At 66.3% G+C, this 20,923-nt stretch carries 9 protein-coding genes and 2 pseudogenes; 7 read left to right on the forward strand and 4 right to left on the reverse strand.

The annotated features are described in order from the left end of the window. The first annotated feature begins 239 nt into the window (after positions 1–239). The 6 genes from QM711_RS05300 (at position 240) to QM711_RS05325 (ending at position 11,014) form a co-directional block, all read left to right on the forward strand. Positions 240–3,113, forward strand: coding sequence for a PKD domain-containing protein (locus QM711_RS05300; RefSeq protein ID WP_415097036.1), 2,874 nt, complete (start codon positions 240–242; stop codon positions 3,111–3,113). A 75-nt stretch (positions 3,114–3,188) separates the two neighbouring features. Further along, positions 3,189–4,505, forward strand: a complete 1,317-nt coding sequence (locus QM711_RS05305) for a DUF1015 domain-containing protein (RefSeq protein WP_415097038.1) — start codon at positions 3,189–3,191, stop codon at positions 4,503–4,505. Between the two features lie 222 nt (positions 4,506–4,727). Continuing rightward, positions 4,728–6,092 carry a metallophosphoesterase gene (locus tag QM711_RS05310; RefSeq protein WP_415097040.1) on the forward strand — a complete coding sequence of 455 codons (1,365 nt, stop codon included), beginning with the start codon at positions 4,728–4,730 and terminating at the stop codon, positions 6,090–6,092. A 136-nt stretch (positions 6,093–6,228) separates the two neighbouring features. After that, positions 6,229–7,707, forward strand: coding sequence for a metallophosphoesterase (locus QM711_RS05315; RefSeq protein WP_415097042.1), 1,479 nt, complete (start codon positions 6,229–6,231; stop codon positions 7,705–7,707). A gap of 91 nt (positions 7,708–7,798) precedes the next feature. Then, entirely contained in the window at positions 7,799–8,590 is a 792-nt protein-coding gene (locus QM711_RS05320) for a YveK family protein (protein WP_415097044.1), read from the forward strand. A 150-nt stretch (positions 8,591–8,740) separates the two neighbouring features. After that, positions 8,741–11,014: a right-handed parallel beta-helix repeat-containing protein gene (locus QM711_RS05325; protein ID WP_415097046.1), complete on the forward strand. Its 2,274-nt coding sequence runs from the start codon at positions 8,741–8,743 to the stop codon at positions 11,012–11,014. 185 nt (positions 11,015–11,199) lie between these two features. On the opposite strand, the gene QM711_RS05330 is transcribed toward QM711_RS05325, so the two are convergent. Beyond that, positions 11,200–13,080, reverse strand: coding sequence for an O-antigen ligase family protein (locus QM711_RS05330; RefSeq protein ID WP_415097048.1), 1,881 nt, complete (start codon positions 13,078–13,080; stop codon positions 11,200–11,202). A 597-nt stretch (positions 13,081–13,677) separates the two neighbouring features. Here QM711_RS05330 and QM711_RS05335 point away from each other — a divergent pair. Continuing rightward, a complete protein-coding gene (locus tag QM711_RS05335; RefSeq protein WP_415097050.1) occupies positions 13,678–15,165 on the forward strand; it encodes a glycerophosphodiester phosphodiesterase in 1,488 nt (495 codons plus the stop codon). A 67-nt stretch (positions 15,166–15,232) separates the two neighbouring features. On the opposite strand, the gene QM711_RS05340 is transcribed toward QM711_RS05335, so the two are convergent. The 3 genes and pseudogenes from QM711_RS05340 to QM711_RS05350 form a co-directional block, all read right to left on the reverse strand. Beyond that, positions 15,233–16,138 (reverse strand): PKD domain-containing protein, encoded by a 906-nt coding sequence (locus QM711_RS05340; RefSeq protein WP_415098603.1) that lies wholly within the window; start codon positions 16,136–16,138, stop codon positions 15,233–15,235. 36 nt (positions 16,139–16,174) lie between these two features. Beyond that, positions 16,175–16,633: pseudogene (locus QM711_RS05345) on the reverse strand (PKD domain-containing protein); the annotation flags it as partial. Positions 16,634–16,661: 28 nt separating this feature from the next. Next, a pseudogene (locus QM711_RS05350) lies at positions 16,662–20,879 on the reverse strand (LamG-like jellyroll fold domain-containing protein); the annotation flags it as partial. Positions 20,880–20,923 lie beyond the last annotated feature (44 nt).

Raw genomic sequence — 20,923 nt, forward strand, 5'->3', positions numbered from 1 at the left:
GCCTGTTGGGGCCCGGACAACGCAGCGCCAGGTGGGGTTCCGGCACACTCAACCAGCGGTCGCTGCCGGACCAGCCGCTCGCTCGGGACCCTGGGGGCCAGGCTTGCGGCCGGCCGCGGCGGCCGTACGCACAACTACCCGTTGACATGGCGGTCCTCGTTGCCGACACTGTTCACCGGCGGGACCCCCGGACCGCCCTGTTGGTGTGAGTGGGCACGACCAGAAGGGGTCCCTTTGCAATGAAAGCCATCCGAGTTCTGATCGCCGCCAGCGTCGGTGCGCTGGTGCTGACCGGCGTGCCGCCGACACCCGCCTTCGCCGCCCCTCCCGGCGCCGCGCAACTGGTCTCGCCGGCGAGCGGATCCACCGCGTCCACGGCCGAGGTCGCGCTCTCGGTGCGGCCCAGCGACCCCGACGGCGGCGACCTTCAGGTCCGGTTCGAAGGCCGCAAACGGGGAGCCACCGTGCCCGGCCCGGGCGGCGGCGATCCCTTCACCCTGGTCGCTCTCCCCGACACCCAGAACTACACCTACAACAATCGCCAGGGCATCATGACCCAGCAGGCCCAGTGGGTGGTCAACACCCGTAGCCAGCTCAATACCGCCATGGTCGTCCAACTGGGCGACCTGGTCAGCGAGGAAGAGAACCTGACCCAGTGGGGTCACACCTCGACCGCCCTGAAGGTGATGGACGACGCCCGCGTCCCCAACACCGTGGTGGCAGGCAATCACGACTTCAACAACACCACCGGCGACTTCTCCGAGTACGACCAATTCTTCCCGCCGTCGCGCTACCTCAACGCCAACTGGACGCCCTCGACCGCCAGGTACGGCGGCTATCTGGGGCAGAACCTGTTCGGCCCCGACCCGGTCGACACCCGCAATATGAACAACTTCGCGTTGTTCTCGGCGGGCGGCCGCGACTGGCTGGTGCTCAACCTGGAGTGGGAGGCGCCCAGCTACGCCACCGACTGGGCCGCCAAGGTGCTCGCCGCCTACCCGGACCGGATCGCGATCATGGTCACCCACGGCTTCGTCGGCATCAACGGCATGCGTCGGACGACCGCGGAACGACCCGGGGGGACGCCCGCCAACAAACTGTGGACCGACTTCGTCTCACAGCAATGCCAGATCAAACTCGTACTCAACGGCCACTTCCATGACGGCAACGCCGGCGAGGCGAATCGCTCGGACCTGAACAGGTGCGGCGAGCCGGTCCAGCAACTCCTCACCGACTACCAGGACCGGGCGAACGGCGGCGACGGCTGGCTGCGCTATTACACCTTCGACCCGGCCGCCAACACGATGACCGCGCGCACCTATTCGCCCAAGCTCGGCACGTTCGAAACCGACGCCGATTCGCAGTTCACCCTGCCGTTCAGCCTGGCCGGCACCCAGCCGGCGCCGTTCGAGCCAATCGCGAGCAGCACGGTCGGCTCCGGAACCGTCGCGACCCGCACCTGGACCGGCCTCGATCCGGACACCTGGTATGAGTGGCGCGCGGTGACCAGCGACGGTGCGGACAGCACCACCTCGCCCACCTGGGAGGTGCGCACCCCACCGTCGGCCGACCTGGTCGACGACACCTTCAACCGCAACGTGAACAACGGCTGGGGCGCGACCGCAGCCGGGCAGGCCTGGCAGTTCACCACCGGTCCGACCGCGTTCTCCGTCGACGGCGAGGTGGGCCGCATCGTCGCGCCGGTCGGGTCGACGCGCGGCGTCCGGCTGCCGACGGTCTCGGTGGCGGACGCCACCGTGCGAACCGACCTGGCGCTCAGCCCGGCAGCGACCGGCTCGGGCACCTATGTGTCGGTGCTGGGACGGATCAACGGCACGTCGAGCTACCGCGCCAAGATCCGCTATCTGGCCGGCGGCAGCGTGAATCTCTCGCTGATCCGCTACACCGGAGCGGAGACGTCCCTGGCCTCGAACACGATCAGCGGACTGACCGTGACCGCCGGCCAGCAGCTGCGGTTACGGTTCGAACTGGACGGCGCAAGTCCGACCAGGCTGCGCGCGAAGCTGTGGCGCAGCGACCAGACCGAACCCAGCGCGTGGGCGGTGGACGCCACCGATTCGACGTCCGGACTGCAACAGGAGGGCACTCTCGGCATCGACGTCTACCCGTCCAGCTCTGCCACCGCGCCGTCCACGGTGGCCTTCGACCGCTTCACCGTCACCCGCCCGGGGGTCATTCCGGCGCCGAATCAGCCGCCGACCGCCGCGATCGGCACACCCACCATCGACGAACGCACGGTGACCGTCAGCGGCTCCGGCTCGTCCGACCCGGACGGCACCATCGCCGGCTACGCCTGGGAGTTCGGCGACGGCGGCACCGCAACCGGCGCGACTGCGACCCACACCTACGGCGCCGATGGCACGTTCACGATCAAGCTCACCGTCACCGACGACGACGGCGCCACCGCGTCGACCACCCGTCAGGTCACCGTCGCCGCCACCCCGCCGAACAATCCCGATCTCGCCTCAGACACCTTCACCCGGTCGGTGGCCAACGGCTGGGGGTCGGCCCAGACCGGCGGGGCCTGGAGCCTACTGGGCACCACGAACCGGTATTCGGTCGCCGGGGGAACCGGCAACCAGATCCTCACCACCCCGGGCAATACCGCCGAGTCCACCCTGGCGATCAACGCCACCGCTGTGGACCTGCGCGCAAGCCTGGCGTGGAGCCGGACCGCAAGCCAGGGCACCATCTATGGCACCGCCATCGTCCGCCGACAGGCCAACGGCAGTGACTACCGGGCCAAAGTCGTGGTGAACGCGGCGGGCTCCTTCCAGCTGATCCTGGCCCGGAAAGTGGGTTCGACCGAGACCACGCTGCAGTCTGCGTCCATAGCGGGACTGAGCCTCACGGCCGGCGTCTCCTATCGAATCGCCCTGCGGGCCACCACCACGGCGGGAACCACCACACTGTCGGCGAAGCTGTGGCGAGCGGGGACGTCCGAGCCCTCCGGTTGGGCCGTCACCACCAGTGACTCCACGGCGCAGCTTCAAGGCGGCGGGGCGATCGGCCTGAACTCCTACCTGTCGAGCAGTGCGGCGGCACCGATCACGATGAGCACCGACGACCTGCTGGTGGTGGTACCCAACTGAGTCCGCGCGACCCGAATCCGCGCGACCGGGCGAGATCGCCAACCCGGGAATCGCGGGCTTCGCTACCGTGACGCCATGGACGTGGAAACCAGGTTGGCGAGGCTCGGCGTGCGGGTGCCGGATGTCCTGATCCCCCGCTCGGGGGTCGACCTGAACAGGTGGGCGGTCGTGGCCTGCGATCAGTTCACCAGCCAGCCCGAATACTGGTGGGAGGCCGCCGAGCGGGTGGCCGATCAGCCGTCGACGCTCAACCTGGTGTTTCCCGAGGTCTACCTTCATGAACCCGATCCGCAAGCCCGGATCGAGTCGATCAACGCGACCATGGCGGCGTATCTGGCCGACGGCGTCCTTGACGTCCAGGCGCACACGATGGTGCTGGTGCGACGCCGGATGAATGCCGGCACCGTGCGGTGGGGCCTGATCGTCGCGCTCGACCTCGAGCACTACTCCTGGGAGCCGGACGCGCGTCCGCTGATCCGAGCGACCGAGGGCACCATTCTCGACCGGCTGCCGCCCCGGGTCGCCATCCGGCGCGGCGCCCCGCTGGAGTTGCCGCACATCGTGGTGCTGATCAGCGACGCCTACCGGGCTCTGATCGAACCGCTGGCCGCCGCCACCGACGGATTGAGGTGTCTGTACGACACCGAACTGATGCTGGACGGCGGAGAGGTGACCGGCTGGGCGATCGACAGCTCCGAAGACGTAGCCGCCGTGGCGTCCGCTCTGGAGCGGCTCCGCGACGAGTTGGACCCGGCGAACCCGCTGCTGTTCGCGATGGGGGACGGCAACCACAGCTTCGCCACCGCGAAGAGCATCTGGAACGACCTGCGCGAGACCCTGAGCGAGGCGGAGCGGGACGGCCACCCGGCCCGGTACTGCCTGGTGGAACTCGAGAACATCTACGACCCGGGACTCGAGTTCGAACCCATCCACCGCGTGCTGTTCCATTGCGCCCGCGCCGACTTCGAGGCGGAACTCGGTCGGCAGTGTGCGAGCTTCGAGCGCTTGCCGGCCGCCGATCTCCACGACGTCCTCGCCTCGATCGAGAACCGCGATCAGCAGTCGTTCGGCTATCTGGACGCGGACGGGCCGGCGATCTATCGACTGGCCGATCCGCGGGCGAGTCTGGCCGCCGGCACCCTGCAGCGCACCATCGACGCGCTTCTCGATCGAGGCGATGTCGAGGTCGACTACATCCACGGGGCCCAGGTGACCGATGAATTAGGACGGCTCCCGGGCAACCTCGGACTGCTGCTGCCCGAGGTCGCCAAGGACACCTTCTTCGCTTCTGTGGTGGCCGACGGCGCGCTGCCCAGGAAGAGCTTCTCGCTGGGCAGCGCCGAAGACAAGCGCTACTACCTCGAAGCCCGCCGAATTTCGGGCGAAAACTAGTGTGGCTATGAATAACTGCACTAGAAGATTTACATTTGGGAATTTCTGTAGTGCATTTTGACAATGCACAACACCGGGCTCACACTGGTGCTATAACTGCACCCCCCGCATTGCAGGAGCCCCTCAATGACCTCACTGCTTCGCTTTTGCGCGCCCGTCACGGGACTCGCGCTGGTCGTTAGCCTCGCCGTTGCAAACCCCCCGGCGGCGGAGGCCATCACCATGGCGGACTGCGCCGCCCTGTCGGCTCCGGTCTACTCGGCAGTCAACCCGCGCACCGGCGCCGGCCTGCTCACCCGGTGGCGCGACGAGGCGACGAACGCAGCAAAGTACGGGTTCACCGAGTTCCTCGGCGAGGTCTTCCAGGCCTCCGCCTACTCGAGCCCGTCGATGGTGGCGGTGCACCGACTGGCCAAGGACGGCGACTTCGCCTACGAGGCGGACGGCAACCGGATCGCCGCCCTGGTCGGCGCCGGCTACGTCGACCAAGGGGTCAACTTCTACGCGTCCAAGTCCGCCGACTGGTGCACCCAGCCGGTGCGGGCCTCCCAGAACGGGTCGATTCACCGCTACTCGACCGAGGGCTCCGCGGCCAAGTCGCAACCGGCCGGCGGGTGGAAGAGTGGACCGGTCGTCTACCAGGTGGCAGCTGCCCCGGTGAGCTATGGCGCCCCGGACCGCAGTTCGTCGCTGGTCACCTCCGACGCCTCCAGCAGCGACAAGAAGTTCAGCTTCGCGGTCATCCCCGACACCCAGCCCGAGGTCTGGCGCAGCGGTGACCCGCGGTTCGCGAACCGGTCCGACTGGCTGGTGCGAAACAAGAGCAGCTACGACATCCGCTGGGCCATCCAGACCGGCGACCTGGTGGACTGGGACGACGCCACCCACTCCCAGTACAACAACGCCAAGGTCGGGTTGGCGCCGCTGCGCGGAAAGCTCCCCTACTTCCTGAACATCGGCAACCACGACAGCGCCGCGACCTGCTACGGCGGCTCCGCCTGCGACGGACGATTCGTGAAGCAGATGGCCCGGATGACCCGGACCTTCAACCAGTACTTTTCAGCGGCGGACTACGGGGCGCCGGTGGGCAGCTTCGAACCAGGCAAGGTGGACAACACGTTCGCGCGCTTCAAGGCCGGCGGCAAGCTGTGGATGATCCTCAACCTGGAGCTGTGGCCGCGCAAGGAGGTCGTCGAGTGGGCCCGGTCGCTGGTGGCCAAGTACTCCGATCACAACGTGATCATCGCCACCCACTCGTTCCTCTCCTCCGGTGGTGGCATCAGCTCGTCCGCCCAGTACGGGAGCACGTCGCCGCGCTACCTGTGGGACACGATCATCAAGAAGTACACGAACGTGAAGATCGTGCTCTCCGGCCACACCGGCAGCGCCCGAACCAAGGTTCTGAGCGGCGCGAAGGGCAACAAGGTCTACGCCTTCCTGACCACCTACCACTCCAAGACCACCAACCCGGTCCGGCTGATCGAGGTCGACGCGAGCAAGAAGACCCTTCGCACCTGGGTCGAGGCGCCGTACACCAAGACCCGCCTGTTGAAGCCCAAGACTTACAGTAAGGTGAAGCTGTCCTGAGAGACACGCCGGAGCACCCCCGAGACAGTGCGGCAACCAGGTCTAACCTGAGTAGAACCTGAGATTTCACATACTGAGTTAAGTTATGTAGTCTTCCCCCGTCTCGCCTTGCTCACCACCTTGGGGGTTGTCCCGCATGAACTATTTGAAGCGCGTCGTCGCCGTAACCGTTGCCACACCACTTGCGATCGGCGCGCTGGGGGTGATCCCTGCCACCGCCGCGATCTCTGCCACCTGCTCCGAGTTCACCCAGTCCGTCACCCGGCTGATCAACGAAAAGACCCAAGCGTCGCTGCTGAGCCAGTTCAGCGCCGAGTTGGCGGACGCCGCCGACTTCGGGTTCGCGGCGAAGGGTGCCGTGGCCATGAAGGTCGCCGCCTCGTCGGGCGACGGCCTGGTCGGGGTCTGGCGGCTGTACAAGGCCGCCACTCAGGACTTCACCTGGGCCGCCGAAGGTGACGACCTCGACGGCCTGAAGGCGGAGGGTTACACGCCGCAGTTCCGGCAGTTCTATGCCTCCAGCGCGGACAACGGCTGCGTCGCACCGGCCTACCGGCTCACCAACAGCTCCAAGACGCGGATCGTGATCGGAGCGACCGAGCGTGACGCGCTGGTCTCCAGCGGCTGGAAGGTCTCCGATTCGAATCTGTTCTACGCCGTCCCGGGTAGCGGCAGCAACTCGCCCGCGCCGGGCCAGCCGGCCCCTGTGCCGCCGGCCGACGGAGGCGGCGAAGCAGACGATGACGAGTTCACCGTCGCGGTGATGCCGGACACCCAACAGGAGGTCTGGTCCGACTCCGACACCCGATTCAAGAACCGCTCGACGTGGCTGGTCAACAACGCCTCCCGACTGAACCTCAAGTTCGCCACCCATGCGGGCGACGTGGTCGACTGGGGCAACGTCGCGCCGGCTCAGTACACCCGGGCCAAGAACGGCCTGTCGCCGTTGAACGGCAAGGTCCCCTACTCGCTGACGGTCGGCAACCACGACACCGCGGCGGTCTGCGCGGGCGGCTCCGCCTGCCCGGGCGCCGATGCGAAGCTGACCGTCCGGGACACGTCGTCGTTCAACAAGGCCTTCGATGAGTCCAACTTCACCAACCTGAGAGGCCAGTTCGAGGCCGGCAAGGTCGACAACGCCTACAGCACCTTCACCGCATCCGGTCAGAAGTGGATGGTTCTCAACCTCGAACTCTGGGCCCGCCAGTCGGCCATCGACTGGGCCAAGAAGGTGGTGGCCGCCAACGCCGATCACAACGTGATCGTGGCCACGCACTCGTATCTCGAAGGCGACGGATCGATCAGCGGCAGCAACGGCGGCTACGGCACAACCAGCCCCAAGTACCTGTTCGACAACCTGATCAAGGTGTACCCGAATATCAAGGTGGTGCTCTCGGGCCATGTCGGAGGGGGCGCCGCTCGAGTCGATACCGGCGTCAACGGCAACAAGATCATGAGCTTCTTGCAGTGCTATCACAGCCGCACGACAAATCCTGTCCGACTGCTCACGTTCAATGTCGCCAAAGGCTCGGTGACGAGCTCGGTGTACGCGCCGTACACCAACGAAACACTGGCCAGTGCGACCACCACGACCGGTTTGGACCTCACCCGCTGACCTCCGCCTCGAATGGCTTCCGCCCCCCGGTATGATGCCGGGGGGCGGACGCATTTGGGCTACGCCTGGACGACGGAAGGCATTGAGCGAGATGGCCGAGACCAAACCCCCTCTGGTCGATGTCACAGAGCCGAAGGATCTCCTGGGCCTAATCCTGCGGCGCTGGTGGATGATCGCGCTTGGCGTCACGCTGGGTGCCGTGCTGGCAGTCTTGGCGCTTCGCGTCGTTCCGCCGACCTATTCGGCCACCGCGACCCAGTTGATCAAGGGCGTACCCGGTTCAGGTACCGGCGCTCCCTATCTGGCTGCGCAGTTCGCGGTCGCCCGAGCGAAGTCGTACCCCGCGCTGATCTTCAGTTCGACCGTGCTGGACTACATCCGCACCGACATGGGCAACGAATTCACCGATGCCCGCCTCCGCGACCAGTTGTCGGCAAGCAACCCACCGGACACCCCATTGGTCAACATCACGGCCACCGGTACAACCGCCCAGGAAGCACAGAACCTGGCCAACTCTGCATCACGCCACCTGGCTCGGTTCATCACCCAGATCGAAACAGTGTCCGGGACGGCGCCCGTTGTGGTCGAGACGGCTGTGCAGGCCGGACTGCCCGCGGCGCCGACGTCCCCGCAGCCGACGCTGTACTTGGCACTGGGCCTGACCGGGGGCTTCGCCGCCGGGGTGATCGGAATCCTTGCCTGGGGCGGGCTGGCCAGTCACGCTCAAACCCGGAGGGCTCGCCGCATCCTCGACGACAGTGCCACCGACGGCCCCGGCCAGCGCCCGGACATCGAGCCGGAGCCAGGTCTGGACGGCACCGCTCAGACCGGGATCGCCCTGCAGACGCGACCGGAGTCAGCTGGATCGGCCCACACATCTTGAGATTCGTCTGAGATTGCTTAAGTCAACTCTCATGATCTAGAGTCCTTAGTGACCTACAAACAAGAGAGTTGACGGCGCCTCTTCGGGCGCTGTTGTGCTGGTCCGGGGGGACGGCCACATCTCTCGCACCTCCCCTAGGAGACCCCCAACGTGCGAACGTCCCTCCGAGTCATCCTTGCCTTGGCTCTGTCAGCACCACTCATCGTGACACTCCCGGCAGTTCCTGCCCATGCCGACTCCGTAACGTCCATGGACGATCCCCTCTTCCAACGGCTCAACCCGGGAACCGGCGCCACGCTGGTGACACCCTGGTCCGATGAGGCGAAGACCGCGGCCAGCCAGTATGGCTACACCACCGATCTCGGCTCACCGTTCACCGCGTCCAACGTCAGCGCTAGCGGTCTCACGGCTGTCCACCGCCTGTGGAATGCCTCCACGATCGACTTCACAGATGCGCTGGCCGGCTCGTCCGCGTTCACCAAGGCTCGTTCTGCCGGCTATGTCGACCAGGGCGTGCGCTACTACGCACTGTCGAGCGCGGTCAGTGGCCGCACCCAGCCGATCAACTCCTACGTCAAGAACGGAAAGCACCGGCTCGCCACCGCTGAGACTGGGAAGACACTGACTTCGTCCGGCTGGACTCTGGACGGCGTTGCCTTCTACGCCCCGGCCACCTCAGCGGCTCCTGCCCCGGCCCCCGCGCCCACCACCCCGGCGCCGGCGCCGGCGCCGGCGCCCGCCGATCCGCCGACGACCAGCGGCAGCGCGGGATCGGTCGCGATCGGCTCGGCCGACTACGGCGCACCATCCTCCGCGATCTACGTCTCGACAGGGGGTAACGACAGCAACTCCGGCACGGCTGGATCCCCGGTGAAGACGATCAACCGCGGTGTTGCTCTCGCGCCCACCGGCGGAACCGTGGTGGTCCGAGGCGGCGTGTATCGCGAGAGCGTCACGATCAGCAAGCAAGTGACCCTGCAGAACTATCCCAAGGAAGCGGTCTGGATGGACGGCTCGACGCCGGTCACCGGTTGGGTGGCCGACGGTTCGACGTGGCGCAAGGACGGCTGGACCACTCGATTCGACCACTCTCCGACCTATACCCAGGGTGCTCCGGACAGTTCACAGCCCTACTGGCAGTTCGTGAACCAGAGCACCTACCCGATGGCCGCGCACCCCGATCAGGTCTTTGTCAACGGCAGCCCCTTGCAGCAGGTCAAGTCGAAGAGCCTCGTCAAGGACGGCACCTTCTACCTCGATGAAGGCAGCTCGAAGCTGTACCTGGGAAGCAATCCTGCTGGCAAGGCAGTCGATGCCAGCAACACGATCAAGGCCCTCAGCATCCGCGCCGCCAACACCGTGGTCCGCGGAATCGGCATCCGCCGCTACTCCCCCTCGGTCTTCCACATGGCCGCGGTCACGGTCGAGCAGCCCGGCGTCCGGCTGGAGAACGTGGTGATCGCGGACTCCGCGACCACCGGTCTGAGCATTCAGCGGGAGAACGCCCAGTTGAATCAGGTCACCATCAGCGGTTCCGGCATGCTCGGGATTCATGGACGCTACGCGGACAACCTGAAGATCACGCGAGTGCTCGCGACCAAGAACAACGATGAGCACTTCAACATCGCGCCGGTCTCGGGCGGGCTCAAGATTGGCATGAGCCGCGGCGTCTCCGTCTCTGACTCCTCCTTCTCCGGAAACTTCGGGCACGGCTTCTGGGAGGATATGTCGGTTTACAACTCGGTGTTCCGTCAGTCCGATTTCAGCGACAATGTGGGCACTGGCCTGTTCCTTGAGATCTCGGCCAAGGTTATCGTCGGCGACAATACCTTCGCGCGGAACAAGGAGTTCGGCATCAAGGTCAACAACACGAGCAACGTGCAGGTCTGGAACAACACCTTCGTTGGGAACGGCCGACCTCTCAACATCGTTCAGGACGACCGCAGGAACACCAACCCGAGCGATCAGGCAGTCGACAAGAGAATCTCCTGGCCCGACCCCGAGATGCCTTGGACGCTCGGCCCTGTGACGATCAAGAACAACGTGGTGGCTGACTCCACGACAGATGCGAACTGCATGCTGTGCGTTGAGGACTACAGCAAGAAGAAGTCGGCCGAACAGATGGGCATAGTCGCGAACGGGAACGTGTACGGCCGGCCCTCGGCGTCTCGCCCGACCTGGCTCGTCGTGTGGTCCAAGGGCGCCGGGAACCCGGGGGTCTACACCACACTCTCCGCCTTCAAGTCTGCGACCGGCCAGGAGTCGCGGGGCCGCGAGTACGTGGGCGCGAGCATCGTCGACAGCAAGCTGAGCCTCACCAGTTCGGTGAAGTCGGCAGCTGCCGACATCGCCGAGGCGTTGCCGTCAAACGTGGCGACAGCGATCGGTCAGCCGGCCGGCAGCAGGACCCTCGGCCACTGGTGACGAAACCCGGCGGGGTGCTCCTTGTTGCACCCCGCCGCCGGCCCACCTGAGGGCAGACCCTGAAGCGCCACCTGCGATCAGCGCAGGTGGCGCTTCACACTTTGGTGAGCGTCTCGGACCGGGAAGAAATGTGGTGTTGGCCAGGCCGTCGACAAGTCCCAGCCGGCGATCAACACTGATCAGGCTCACCCGCTGGAGTGGCTCAGGACGGCTGGCGACTCCCGCCGGCGTGTACCGGGTGCGTGCGCCGCAGCCACGGCGCGACGATCCACCTCGATCCGTCGCTCATGGCTGCCGAACGCACCGAGCGCGGTGACCAGGAAGACCATGAACTGCACGGTTCCGTCGAACAACCCGCTCTCCAGGAATCCGCCGAGAATGGTGAAGGTCGCCAGGCCGATCCACACAGCACCCTTCGATCGCGCCGAGAAGGCCGCGAAAAGGAAGACCAGCGTGGCCAACAACACGACCAGCGCAACCCCTAGGTACCCACCCTGCACAAGCGCCGAAATCCATGAGCTGTCGAGCAACTGCGTGTCCCACCACTGAGCGGGCACGCTGATCTTCTTTTGCGCAAGGCCCTGCCCGAACCACTTCTGCCACTCATCGCGATCCATGCTGAGCGCTGCGTTCCAGGCGATCGTCCGATTGCTCAGGGTGGCGACCTGCGAACCTCCCCCTCGCTCCAGCACCGAACTGAGCGCATCGGTACCCAGCACGAAGTACACGATGGCCGGAAGTCCGAGCGCAAACAGCAGGAAGGTACGCCGCCGTAAAGCGGTGACCCGGAACAGCATGACAGTGAAAGCCAGCACCATGGCGGCGAGGCCCGTGCGCGATCCGGTGAGCAGCACGACCATCAAACAGCCGCCGATTGCGAAGAACTCCCAGAACGAGTCAGTCCCGGCGAGAACCTTCGCGACCAGCCATATCGCCACCACAGCGGTCACGATCGCCAACAGGTTTGGATTGAGTGGTGGCAGCACGCCGCGCAGGCGGCCGGCGTAGCTCAGCAGTCCGCTCACACTGGCCGCGACGACCAGCAGGCCCAAGACGTGCACCAGCGAGCGCATCGCGTAGGAGGACCCATAGACGGCGGCAAGCAGGCACACCGATGCGGCCAGGATGCTGACCCTGATCGCCACGATCAAGGACGGCATCAGGTCCTGATTGGCAAGGGCGCCGACGACCGTCACAGCCAGGTAGCCGGCCAGGATGAGGATGGGCGCTGCGGGTACCGGATGCCGCCGCGGCGTCTGCCGGAACAGCACGATGCTCAGGCCCAGTGCCAGGATGCTGATGCCGGCCTTCGCCATGACCACCGGGTCAGCACCCCCGTCGAAGAAGACGTCGCTGCGCCAGGGAATCGTCGCTGCGACCAGCAGCGCCCAGGCAATGTGCGCTCCGCTGAGCCGACGACTCTGCGGAGGCGGCAGGGCAGCGACGAACGTCTGCTTCTTCGAGCGCGCCGCAGACAGCGCGCGGAGCGCTGCGACCGCGATTCCGAGACTTACTCCGATCAGGGTCGCGACCGCGACGTACATCGCAAGTCTCGGCGTGGCGGCCGACTGCGGGGGTGTGGCGACGACTACCACCACCGCATCCAGGGTTGCCGCATTCAACGGCCCCCGCGACTCCTCGCGGCTGACCTCCTCGACCAGAGAGTCCGCCACGACGTTGGCGAGCAGAGCCGCTTGCTTCGGGTCCCGACTGGACGCATTCACCAGAATCAACTGGGAGTCGCGCGGCGACGAGGCCTCGATCCGCCGCTTCAGGTCACCGACAGACATCGTCAGGTCGTTCTGCTCAATCGCGCGCTGCAGGACGGCCGGACGTCCTGCCAGCAGCACATACGTCGACGTTCGCGATGCCACATATTGGACGTTGCGCACCTGCGCCGTCCCTGCCTCCGGGCCGATCCATCGCAGCAGCACCGTAGCCGTCGCCACGTAGGTCTTGGGCACGATCGAAGCGACAGCCACCCCGGCGAGCCCGGCGAGTACGGTCGCCAACACGACCGTCAGCCAGCGCACACGGATCGCCGCGAGCAAGCCACCAAGTGTCACGCCAATCCGCTCCTCACGGGCAGTTCCCCAATTGGCCGGGGGCCTCGCCATTTGCCTCGCCAGCCACCTCGTGCCCTGGCTGGCCTCATGTAGAGTATGTCACTGCGGGAGGACGAACAGTATTGCGCCCCCGCGAAGACATTTCCCTCCAAGTATTTTCTTCGCACTAAGTATTCGAGGACGAATGCCAATGCCGGTGACAGAACCGGGCGCGCGCCTGCCCGCAGTTGCGCTAACACTCTCAATACAGCGATGCCAGGTGCGCTGGTGCACGCCAGCTGGCCAGCCAGCACCGCGCGGGGCCCGAGGAGAGAGGGCACACCCGGGCGCGGCTCACCCTGCACCGCGCCCAGATCACGGGGTGAATCGGGGGCCGGCCGGGAGCGGCGGGTGTCTCGGCGGATGCGGGGTCCGGCAGGGTAGTCCGCGAGAGCGATCCGGCGCAGCTGAGCAAGGTGTTGACGCGACGGCTGCAACGGCAACCGGGGCGGTCCGCCGCCCGACCTGGTCGCAGCGCGATCGGTCCACCGTTTGGGCACGCCTGCGCGAACACGTATCGTGTGCGAAATCGTCGGCTGGAGATTGGAGCGCGCACGGATGACACCGCTGTCTCGACGAGACCTGATCATCGGTGCATCGGCTACGGTCGGCGGCCTCGTTGCCGGGGGTGTCGCGGTCGGGCTCTCGACCAAGGGGGCAGTTCCTTCCCCATCCATCACGCCGCCCGTCGAGGTGAGCGTTGATCGCTGGCTCCAGGAGCGCCGGGCGCCGTACTACATCGGCCACCGCGGTGCTGGCGGTGTCGTTCCCGAACACACGATTCCCAGTTACCTCCAGGCTTTGCAGTGGGGCGCGGACTGCATCGAAATATCTGTCGTCCTGAGCGCTGATCGCGTCCTGTACTGCCTGCATGACCTGACCCTCGATCGCACGACCACGATGACGGGGGTGGTGCGCTCCATGCCGTCGGCGGAGCTCGACAAGACCAAGGTGGCCGTGCCGCGGTTGGGTCCACGCTGGACGGGCGCCAACATGCCGGCGATGCCACGCCTGGCCGATGTTCTCACTGAGGTCGGCGGCAAGGCGGTGCTGTGCATCGAGCCCAAGGATGACGACGCCTACCCTCCCCTCATGGAGATGATCGCGGCGCGAAAGCTCGAGAATTCGGTCATCATCAAACTTGATGCGTCGTCGCCGCGCATCGAGATGGCAAAGGGTTCCGGGTTCCCAGTCTTCGCCTATCTGGGAAATGCCCAGGCGGCAACCGTCCAAGGCGTCACAGCGCTCGCCAAGCGCCTGGATCCTCGCCGCGACGTCCTTGTCCTGCCGGCTCGAGATGGCCACAAGCTGATGCCGCCGAAGGTGTTCCAAACCGCGGTCGGCACCGGAGTCCCAACCTGGGTCTTCCCGGTTCACCGCCGTTCCGAGGCGAAGTACTTCTCGTTGCTCGGCGTGCAGGGCTTGGTCACGCCGTCCATCGGCTACCTGTCCGCGGAACTGCCGCCGGTGCGCTCCGACAACTGGGCGGCGGGCGAGCTGTCCCCGGGCGAGTTGACTCGCGATCCCTACAGCAACGCTTTCGCGATCTCGTGGGTCGAGGAGGCTGCGATCACCATCCAGACCCCTGGCCGGCAAGCATTTGTCACGCTCGCGCAATTCAGCCCGATCCAGGCAGCCTCCTACCGGATTGCGTTCGACCTCCGATTCAACCCGCTGCCGTCCGACACCTGGCAGCATGCATCGATCTCCTTCTGCCACGCCGACGACAGCTACTACGAGCACCGCTTGGGCGCCGACGATGGCTATCACGCGCTGTTGCGAGCAGACGGAACGATGGGCCTTTACGCTCACACGGCCGGCGAGCAGAACGGCCAGGAACTGGCCAAGTCCAAGCAGAGCACACCCATGAAGCCTGGCGTCTGGGCTCGGGTCACCCTCGATGTGACCCCCACCGGCTTCCAATGGGCACGTGATGACGGAACCACACTGGCCGCGAATGACCAGCGGTTCCGGGGTGGCTACTTCCACATCGGCAGTTCTGCCACGGACGGCGCAATACAGCTGCGGAATCTCACCGTCGCCTGAACCTGACCGCACAACAGTAGGGCCCCGGAACCAGTTGGTTCCGGGGCCCTACTGTTGTGGTTTCGTGCTACACGGGCTTCACCGTGAACGACGGGAACCGTGCCGTCACCGGGCTGTTGGTGGCCGAGCCGGACAGGTAGCCGTACAGGCCGACACCGCCTGCCACCTGCAACGCCGCCGTAGCGTCGGTTGTGCTGGTCGTCCATGCCGACGGCTCAGCGTCGCCGTCGCGCCACACCTTGGCTCGCAGGGTCGTCGCGTTCGCGCCAGTCACCTGGAAGCGGATCTGCAACGAACTGTTCGCCGCCAGCGTGCCTCCGGCAAGCGTGACAGTTGTCAGCGAGGTCTCGGTGCCCGAGATGTTGCGCCGCAACTGCACCTGCACCTTGGTGGAGGTCGTGGTGATGGTAACTCGGTAGTCCGAGGTGCCGATGCGCCGCCCCACCACCGCGCTGTAGATGCCGCTGCCGGTGGCTGGCTTGTCGTAGCTCAGGCTGGTCGTGATGTCGACATCCCGCGCTGAGACCCCGTTGAGGAATGCCGTCCGGGTGGCGCTGGTCGCCGTGGTGAGTGTGGCATCGCCGCCCGAGACGCCGAAGCTGCTCGCCGAGTTCACTGTCCACGCCCCACCGACGTCCGCGCTGCCCCACCCGTTGTTCACGGTCCGGCTGAACTCGTCGGCCGCGATCTGGGTCGGAGCGGTCACCGTGACCGTCTTGGTGAGCACATCGGTCGCGCCATCATTGTCGGTCACAGTCAGCTCGACCGAGTACGACCCCGCCGCGGCGTAGGTGTGGTTCGGGCTGACCCCGGTGCCGGTGCTGTTGTCACCGAACTTCCAGGCATAGCCGGAGATGGTGCCATCGCTGTCCTCGGACGTGCCGGCATTGAAGCTCACCGCCAGGTCGTTGGCCGAGCTGGTGAAGGCCGCCGTCGGCTTGGCGTTGGCCACCGTGGTGACGTCGTGCGACACCGTGTCGGTCTCTCCACCGTTGTCGGTCACCGTCAGCGTCACCGTGAAGGTACCGGCGCTGGCGTAGGTCTTGACCGGCGGGTTCTTGACGGTGCTGGTGGTGCCGTCCCCGAAGTCCCACAGGTAGCTCGCGACGGTGCCGTCCGGGTCGGTGGACCCTTCGTTGAACGTGACCTTCAGCTTGTTCACCGAGGCGGTGAAGGCGGCGTTCGGGTGCTGGTTCGGTGGCATCGTCGTGTCGACCGGCTGGGTGGACGAGTGCGTACCGCCGCGGTTGTCGGTCACCTTCAAGGTGATGACGAAGTGGCCGGCCGCGGTGTAGGTGTGGTCGGTCGTCGGGCCCGTGGTGGTCTCGGTGTGCCCGTCGCCGAAGTCCCACTCGTAGCTGCTGATCGTGCCGTCGGGGTCGTTCGACGCCGACCCGTTCACGGCAACGTCCAGATGGTCGACCGTCGCGGTGAAGGACGAGACCGGGTTCACGTTCGCGGCCTGCACCGTGACCGCCTCGGTCTTGGTCTTGCTGGCCGCCGCGGTTGTCCACGACCTTGAGCGTCACCGTGTACGTGTTGGCGCTCGCATAGTCATGCGTGGTCACCGGGTTGGTGGTGGTGACCACCGGGCTGCCGTCACCGAAGTTCCACTCGTAGTGGTCGATGGTGCCGTCCGGGTCCGACGAGGCCGACGCGTCGGCGCTCACGTGCAGATCGGTCTTGGTGATGGTGAACGCCGCCACCGGATCCTGGTTCGGAGCCGGCTGAGCCGCCTGGTAATGCGCTTGGACCCGACCCGCGCTGAGTGCGTAGGTGTAAACGGCCACTTCGTCGATGTCGCCGTTGAACCAAGGCGTGGTGCTGCCCCAGGTGTTGTCGCCACCCACATGCCAGTAACCGGTGTAGCCCTCGGCCGAGGTCTGCGGGTTGGTGCCCACCTCAGCACCGTCGACGTACAGCTTCATACCGGCCGACGACTGAGTTGCCACCACGTGATGCCAAGCACCGTTGTTGTAGGAACTCGCGCTGGTGATGGTGTTGGTCTGGCCGGTGTAGGTGCCGAACACCACCTTGCCGTCGTCCTGCATGTACACATGCCGGTCGTAGCAGTTGGACGGGCTGTTGAACGAGCAGCCGAAGCCGATGATCTTGCCGCCCCTGTTGGTGGTGGTCTTGAACCACGCCTCGGTCGAGTAAGTCGTGGGGTTCACGAACGAATCGTTGGAGGTCACGTACTGGTTCTCGACACCGTTGTTGAACTGCATCGCCGTGTTCGGGTTGTCGATCGCACCGGGACGCCCCATGGTCGGGCCGTTGACGATCGTTCCGTTGCTCTTGCCCCCGCTCACGTCCACCGCCGTGGTGCCCGAGGACTCACCCAGTCGCCAGAAGATCCGCGGGTTGTCGGCGTACACCGACGCCCCGTAGTTGTCCGACGGTCCGGGCGGCGCCGTGACCGTCACCGGCTGGGTGACGCTGCCCGTTGCGCCTTTGTTGTCGGTGACCGTCAGCTTGGCCGTGTAGGTCCCGTTCTGGGTGTAGACGTGGGTCGGATTCTGGTCGGTCGAGGTCGATCCGTCGCCGAACTCCCAGGCGTACCCGACGATGCTGCCGTCCGGATCGTTGCCCGTGCCGCTGAAGGTCACCCGGCGCTGGTCGGCGCTGGAGGTGAATGCAGCGGTCGGAGCCTGGTTCGGGACGCCTCCGCCGGCTTGGTAGTGCGCCAGGATGCGACCCTGGGACAAGGCGTAGCTGTACACCGCAGCCTCGTCGATCGAACCGGCGAAGTACTTGTTGCCGCCCCAGGTGTTGTCACCCCCGACCCGCCAGTAGCCGTCGTAGGCCTGAGCCTGGGTCTGCGGGTTGGTGCCCTGCAGCTCGCCATCGATGTACAGCTTCATGCCGTCGGAGGACTGGGTCGCCACCACATGGTGCCAGCCACCGTCGTTGAATGCCGCGGTGGTCTCGATGGTGTTGGCCTGGCCGGTCCACACCCCGAACACGACGCGCCCGTTGCCGAGCATGTAGACGTGCCGATCGTAGGCACCCGAATCGCCGCTCTGGCCACTGCCGAACCCGATGATCTTGCCACCGGCGGTGCTGGTGGTCTTGAACCATGCCTCGGTGGAGAACACGGTCGGGTTGGAGAACTGACCGTTCGAGCTGACCAGGTCGTTGGACCCGTCGAACTGGGCCGCCGAGTTGCCGCTGATCACGCCCGCGGTGCCTAGGGTGACGCCCTCTCGGTAGGTGCCGTCATTGAGCGAACGGCCCGAATCGGCGGCGGTGCTGCCGGTGGACTCCGCGAACCTCCAGAAGAGGTCCGGATCGTCGGCGTACACAGCGGCGCCGTAGGCATCTGCCGGTGCCGGCGGAACGACAGAGGTGCGCCCGCTGGCCTCGTACTGGGTCAGGATCGTGCTCTGGTCGAGCGCGGTCGGGTAGACCGCGACCTCGTCGATCGAGCCCACGAAGTTGGCATTCGAAGGCTGGGAGGCCCAGCCGCCGAGGTTGTCGCCCTGAACCCGCCAGTAGCCGAGGTAGTTCTCGCCCTGGGTGGTATCGGAGCGCCGCGCCACGCGGACACCGTCCACGTAGAGCTGCATTCCCTGCGGGCTCATGGTGGCGGTCACCATGTGCCACTGGTTGTCGTTGTAGGACTTCCCGCTGGCGATGGTCCGATTGCTGCCGTCCTGAGCCCGGACGCCGAAGACCAGCTTGCCGTTGTTGGTCATGTAGATGTGCCGGTCGCGGTGCCCGGAGTCGCCGGCCTGCACGTCCCCGAAGCCGAAGATGCGGCCGCCGGTGGTGGAGTTGGTCTTGACCCAGGCCTGCGTGGTGAAGGTGTCAGGGGCGTACTCGATCCCCTTGGCGTAGATCCGGCCCCACGGCTGATTCGGCTGCGCGGTGCTGAAGGTCATTCCCGCGTCGCCGGTGATGGCACCCGGCTGACCGGCGTTCACGTCGTTGTCGGCGACGCCGTCGTTGAAGCCGGCGCGATCGCGGATCGCCATCGGCGAACCGTTCCGGGTGTCATTCAGCGGCCAGTAGAGCTTGGCGCCGGCGCCGGTCACCGCCTGCGCGTAGCTGTTGGCTGCCGCCACGCTGCCCGGCTGGGTGTACGCCACGGTCGTGGAGTTGACCAGATTGCCACCGGGGTCGCTCACGGTCAGCCGGTAGCTGTAGGAACCGCCTGCGGCCACACCGGTGTCGACGTAGCCCAGCGCGGGCAGCGTCCACCAGTTCGACTCGGCGGCCTGGGTGCTGATCAGAGAGTTGTTGCGGTAGAGCCGGTAGGTGAGCGTACGGTCGTCGCGATCGTAGGCGGCCGGCCAGATCACCCGAGCCGACGTGCTGGTCTGCGCCGAGATCTGCGGCACGAAGGTGCCACCGACGAAGAGCGGGCCCTGCGTGCCGGGCGCGACCGGGCGCTTGCCGAAGCGGACCAGGCCGGCCTGTGCGGTGCCGTTGACCCGCGGGAACTCGCCGCCGAAGACGATGTAGTCGTCATTGCCGGTGACCGTCCAGCCGGCCTGACCCTGCCCGGTCACAGTGCCGGGCGCGATCTCGGGAAGCCAGTTGATCATCGCCGGGCCCTGCTTCTTGCCCGCCCAGTTGGCGTAGCCGTGCACCTCGTTCAGGATGTCGCCGGTCACCGTGTCGCTCCAGGCCTGGCCGTGCTGGTAGCGCCAGGCCGGATACTGCGGGAAGCCGCCGCCCATGTTTCCGCAGTAATGCGCGTGGCTGGCCGAGTAGACCGTGCCCTGGGAGACGAAAGTGCCGTAGTTGTCGCCATGGCAGTCGGTCACCCAGGCGGCCGAGCCGGTCGGGGAGGAGAGCGGGATCTTGAAGGTCCCCTCCAGGTTCCCGCCGGGCCCGAAGTGCCAGGTGGTCCCGTAGACGGCGTTGTTCTGCACCCGGATGCTGCCGACGGCGGCATCGTCGCCACCGTTGCGGACCTCGGGCTTCCAGGCGGTGTCCAGCGCGCCGGACGTGCCGTCGATCTTCGCCATGCCGTAGGCGTCCTGACCGCTGATCGTGGTGAACTGGCCGGCCGCGTACACGCTGCTGCCGTCCGGGCTGACCGCAAGGCCCCACACCGGTCGCTCCGCAGCCGGCGCCCAGGGCAGCAGTGCGCCGTCCGAGGCCCGGAAGGCAGCGAGGCTGTTGCGAGTGGCAGAGCCTGCGCCCAGGTAGCTGCCGCCGACGTAGACCGTGTCGTTGGTCGCGGTCACCGAACGCGCCCGGGCGTTGACGCCCACCGGGTTGAACGAGGTGATCAGGGCACCGGTAGCCGTGCTGTAGGCAGCGACGCGCCGCCGAGCCTGCCCGTTGGCCGTGGTGAAGTCACCCACCACGTACACCCGGCTCTTGTCGGGGGACACTGCCACCCCGAGCACCTGGCCGTTGAGGTCCGGGGCGAAGCTGGTGTCGAGATTGCCGGTCGCGACATCGAAGGCGAGCAGGTTGTTGCGCACCGTCTCGTTGGTGCCCGCTGCGGCACCAGCCGGACGTGCCCGGGTGAAGGACCCGCCGGCATACACCTTGCTACCGGCGATATCGGTGGACCACACCACACCGTTGATCTGCACGGTCGGCAGTCGGTCAGCCGTGATCGAGTTGTTCGGCTGGCTTTGGATTGGCGCGGGAGCCGCCTGAGCGGACGACACCCCAATCCCTACGCCAACCACGGCCAGCACAGCAGCTGACACTGTGGAAATGGTCCGCGTGAGCGGTTTGGACATGGGCATAACGTGTTTCCCCCCGTGAACGTGATGAGCCCCGATGCATCGTT

This window comes from Micropruina sp., from assembly GCF_047602385.1.
GTDB lineage: Bacteria > Actinomycetota > Actinomycetes > Propionibacteriales > Propionibacteriaceae > Micropruina.

Excerpts from the sequence above, each read along its gene's own strand:
- QM711_RS05315 (WP_415097042.1), top strand. The coding sequence starts at position 6,229 with ATGAACTATTTGAAGCGCGTCGTCGCCGTAACCGTTGCCACACCACTT.
- QM711_RS05305 (WP_415097038.1), top strand. The coding sequence starts at position 3,189 with ATGGACGTGGAAACCAGGTTGGCGAGGCTCGGCGTGCGGGTGCCGGAT.
- QM711_RS05310 (WP_415097040.1), top strand. The coding sequence starts at position 4,728 with ATGGCGGACTGCGCCGCCCTGTCGGCTCCGGTCTACTCGGCAGTCAAC.
- QM711_RS05300 (WP_415097036.1), top strand. The coding sequence starts at position 240 with ATGAAAGCCATCCGAGTTCTGATCGCCGCCAGCGTCGGTGCGCTGGTG.
- QM711_RS05320 (WP_415097044.1), top strand. The coding sequence starts at position 7,799 with ATGGCCGAGACCAAACCCCCTCTGGTCGATGTCACAGAGCCGAAGGAT.
- QM711_RS05335 (WP_415097050.1), top strand. The coding sequence starts at position 13,678 with ATGACACCGCTGTCTCGACGAGACCTGATCATCGGTGCATCGGCTACG.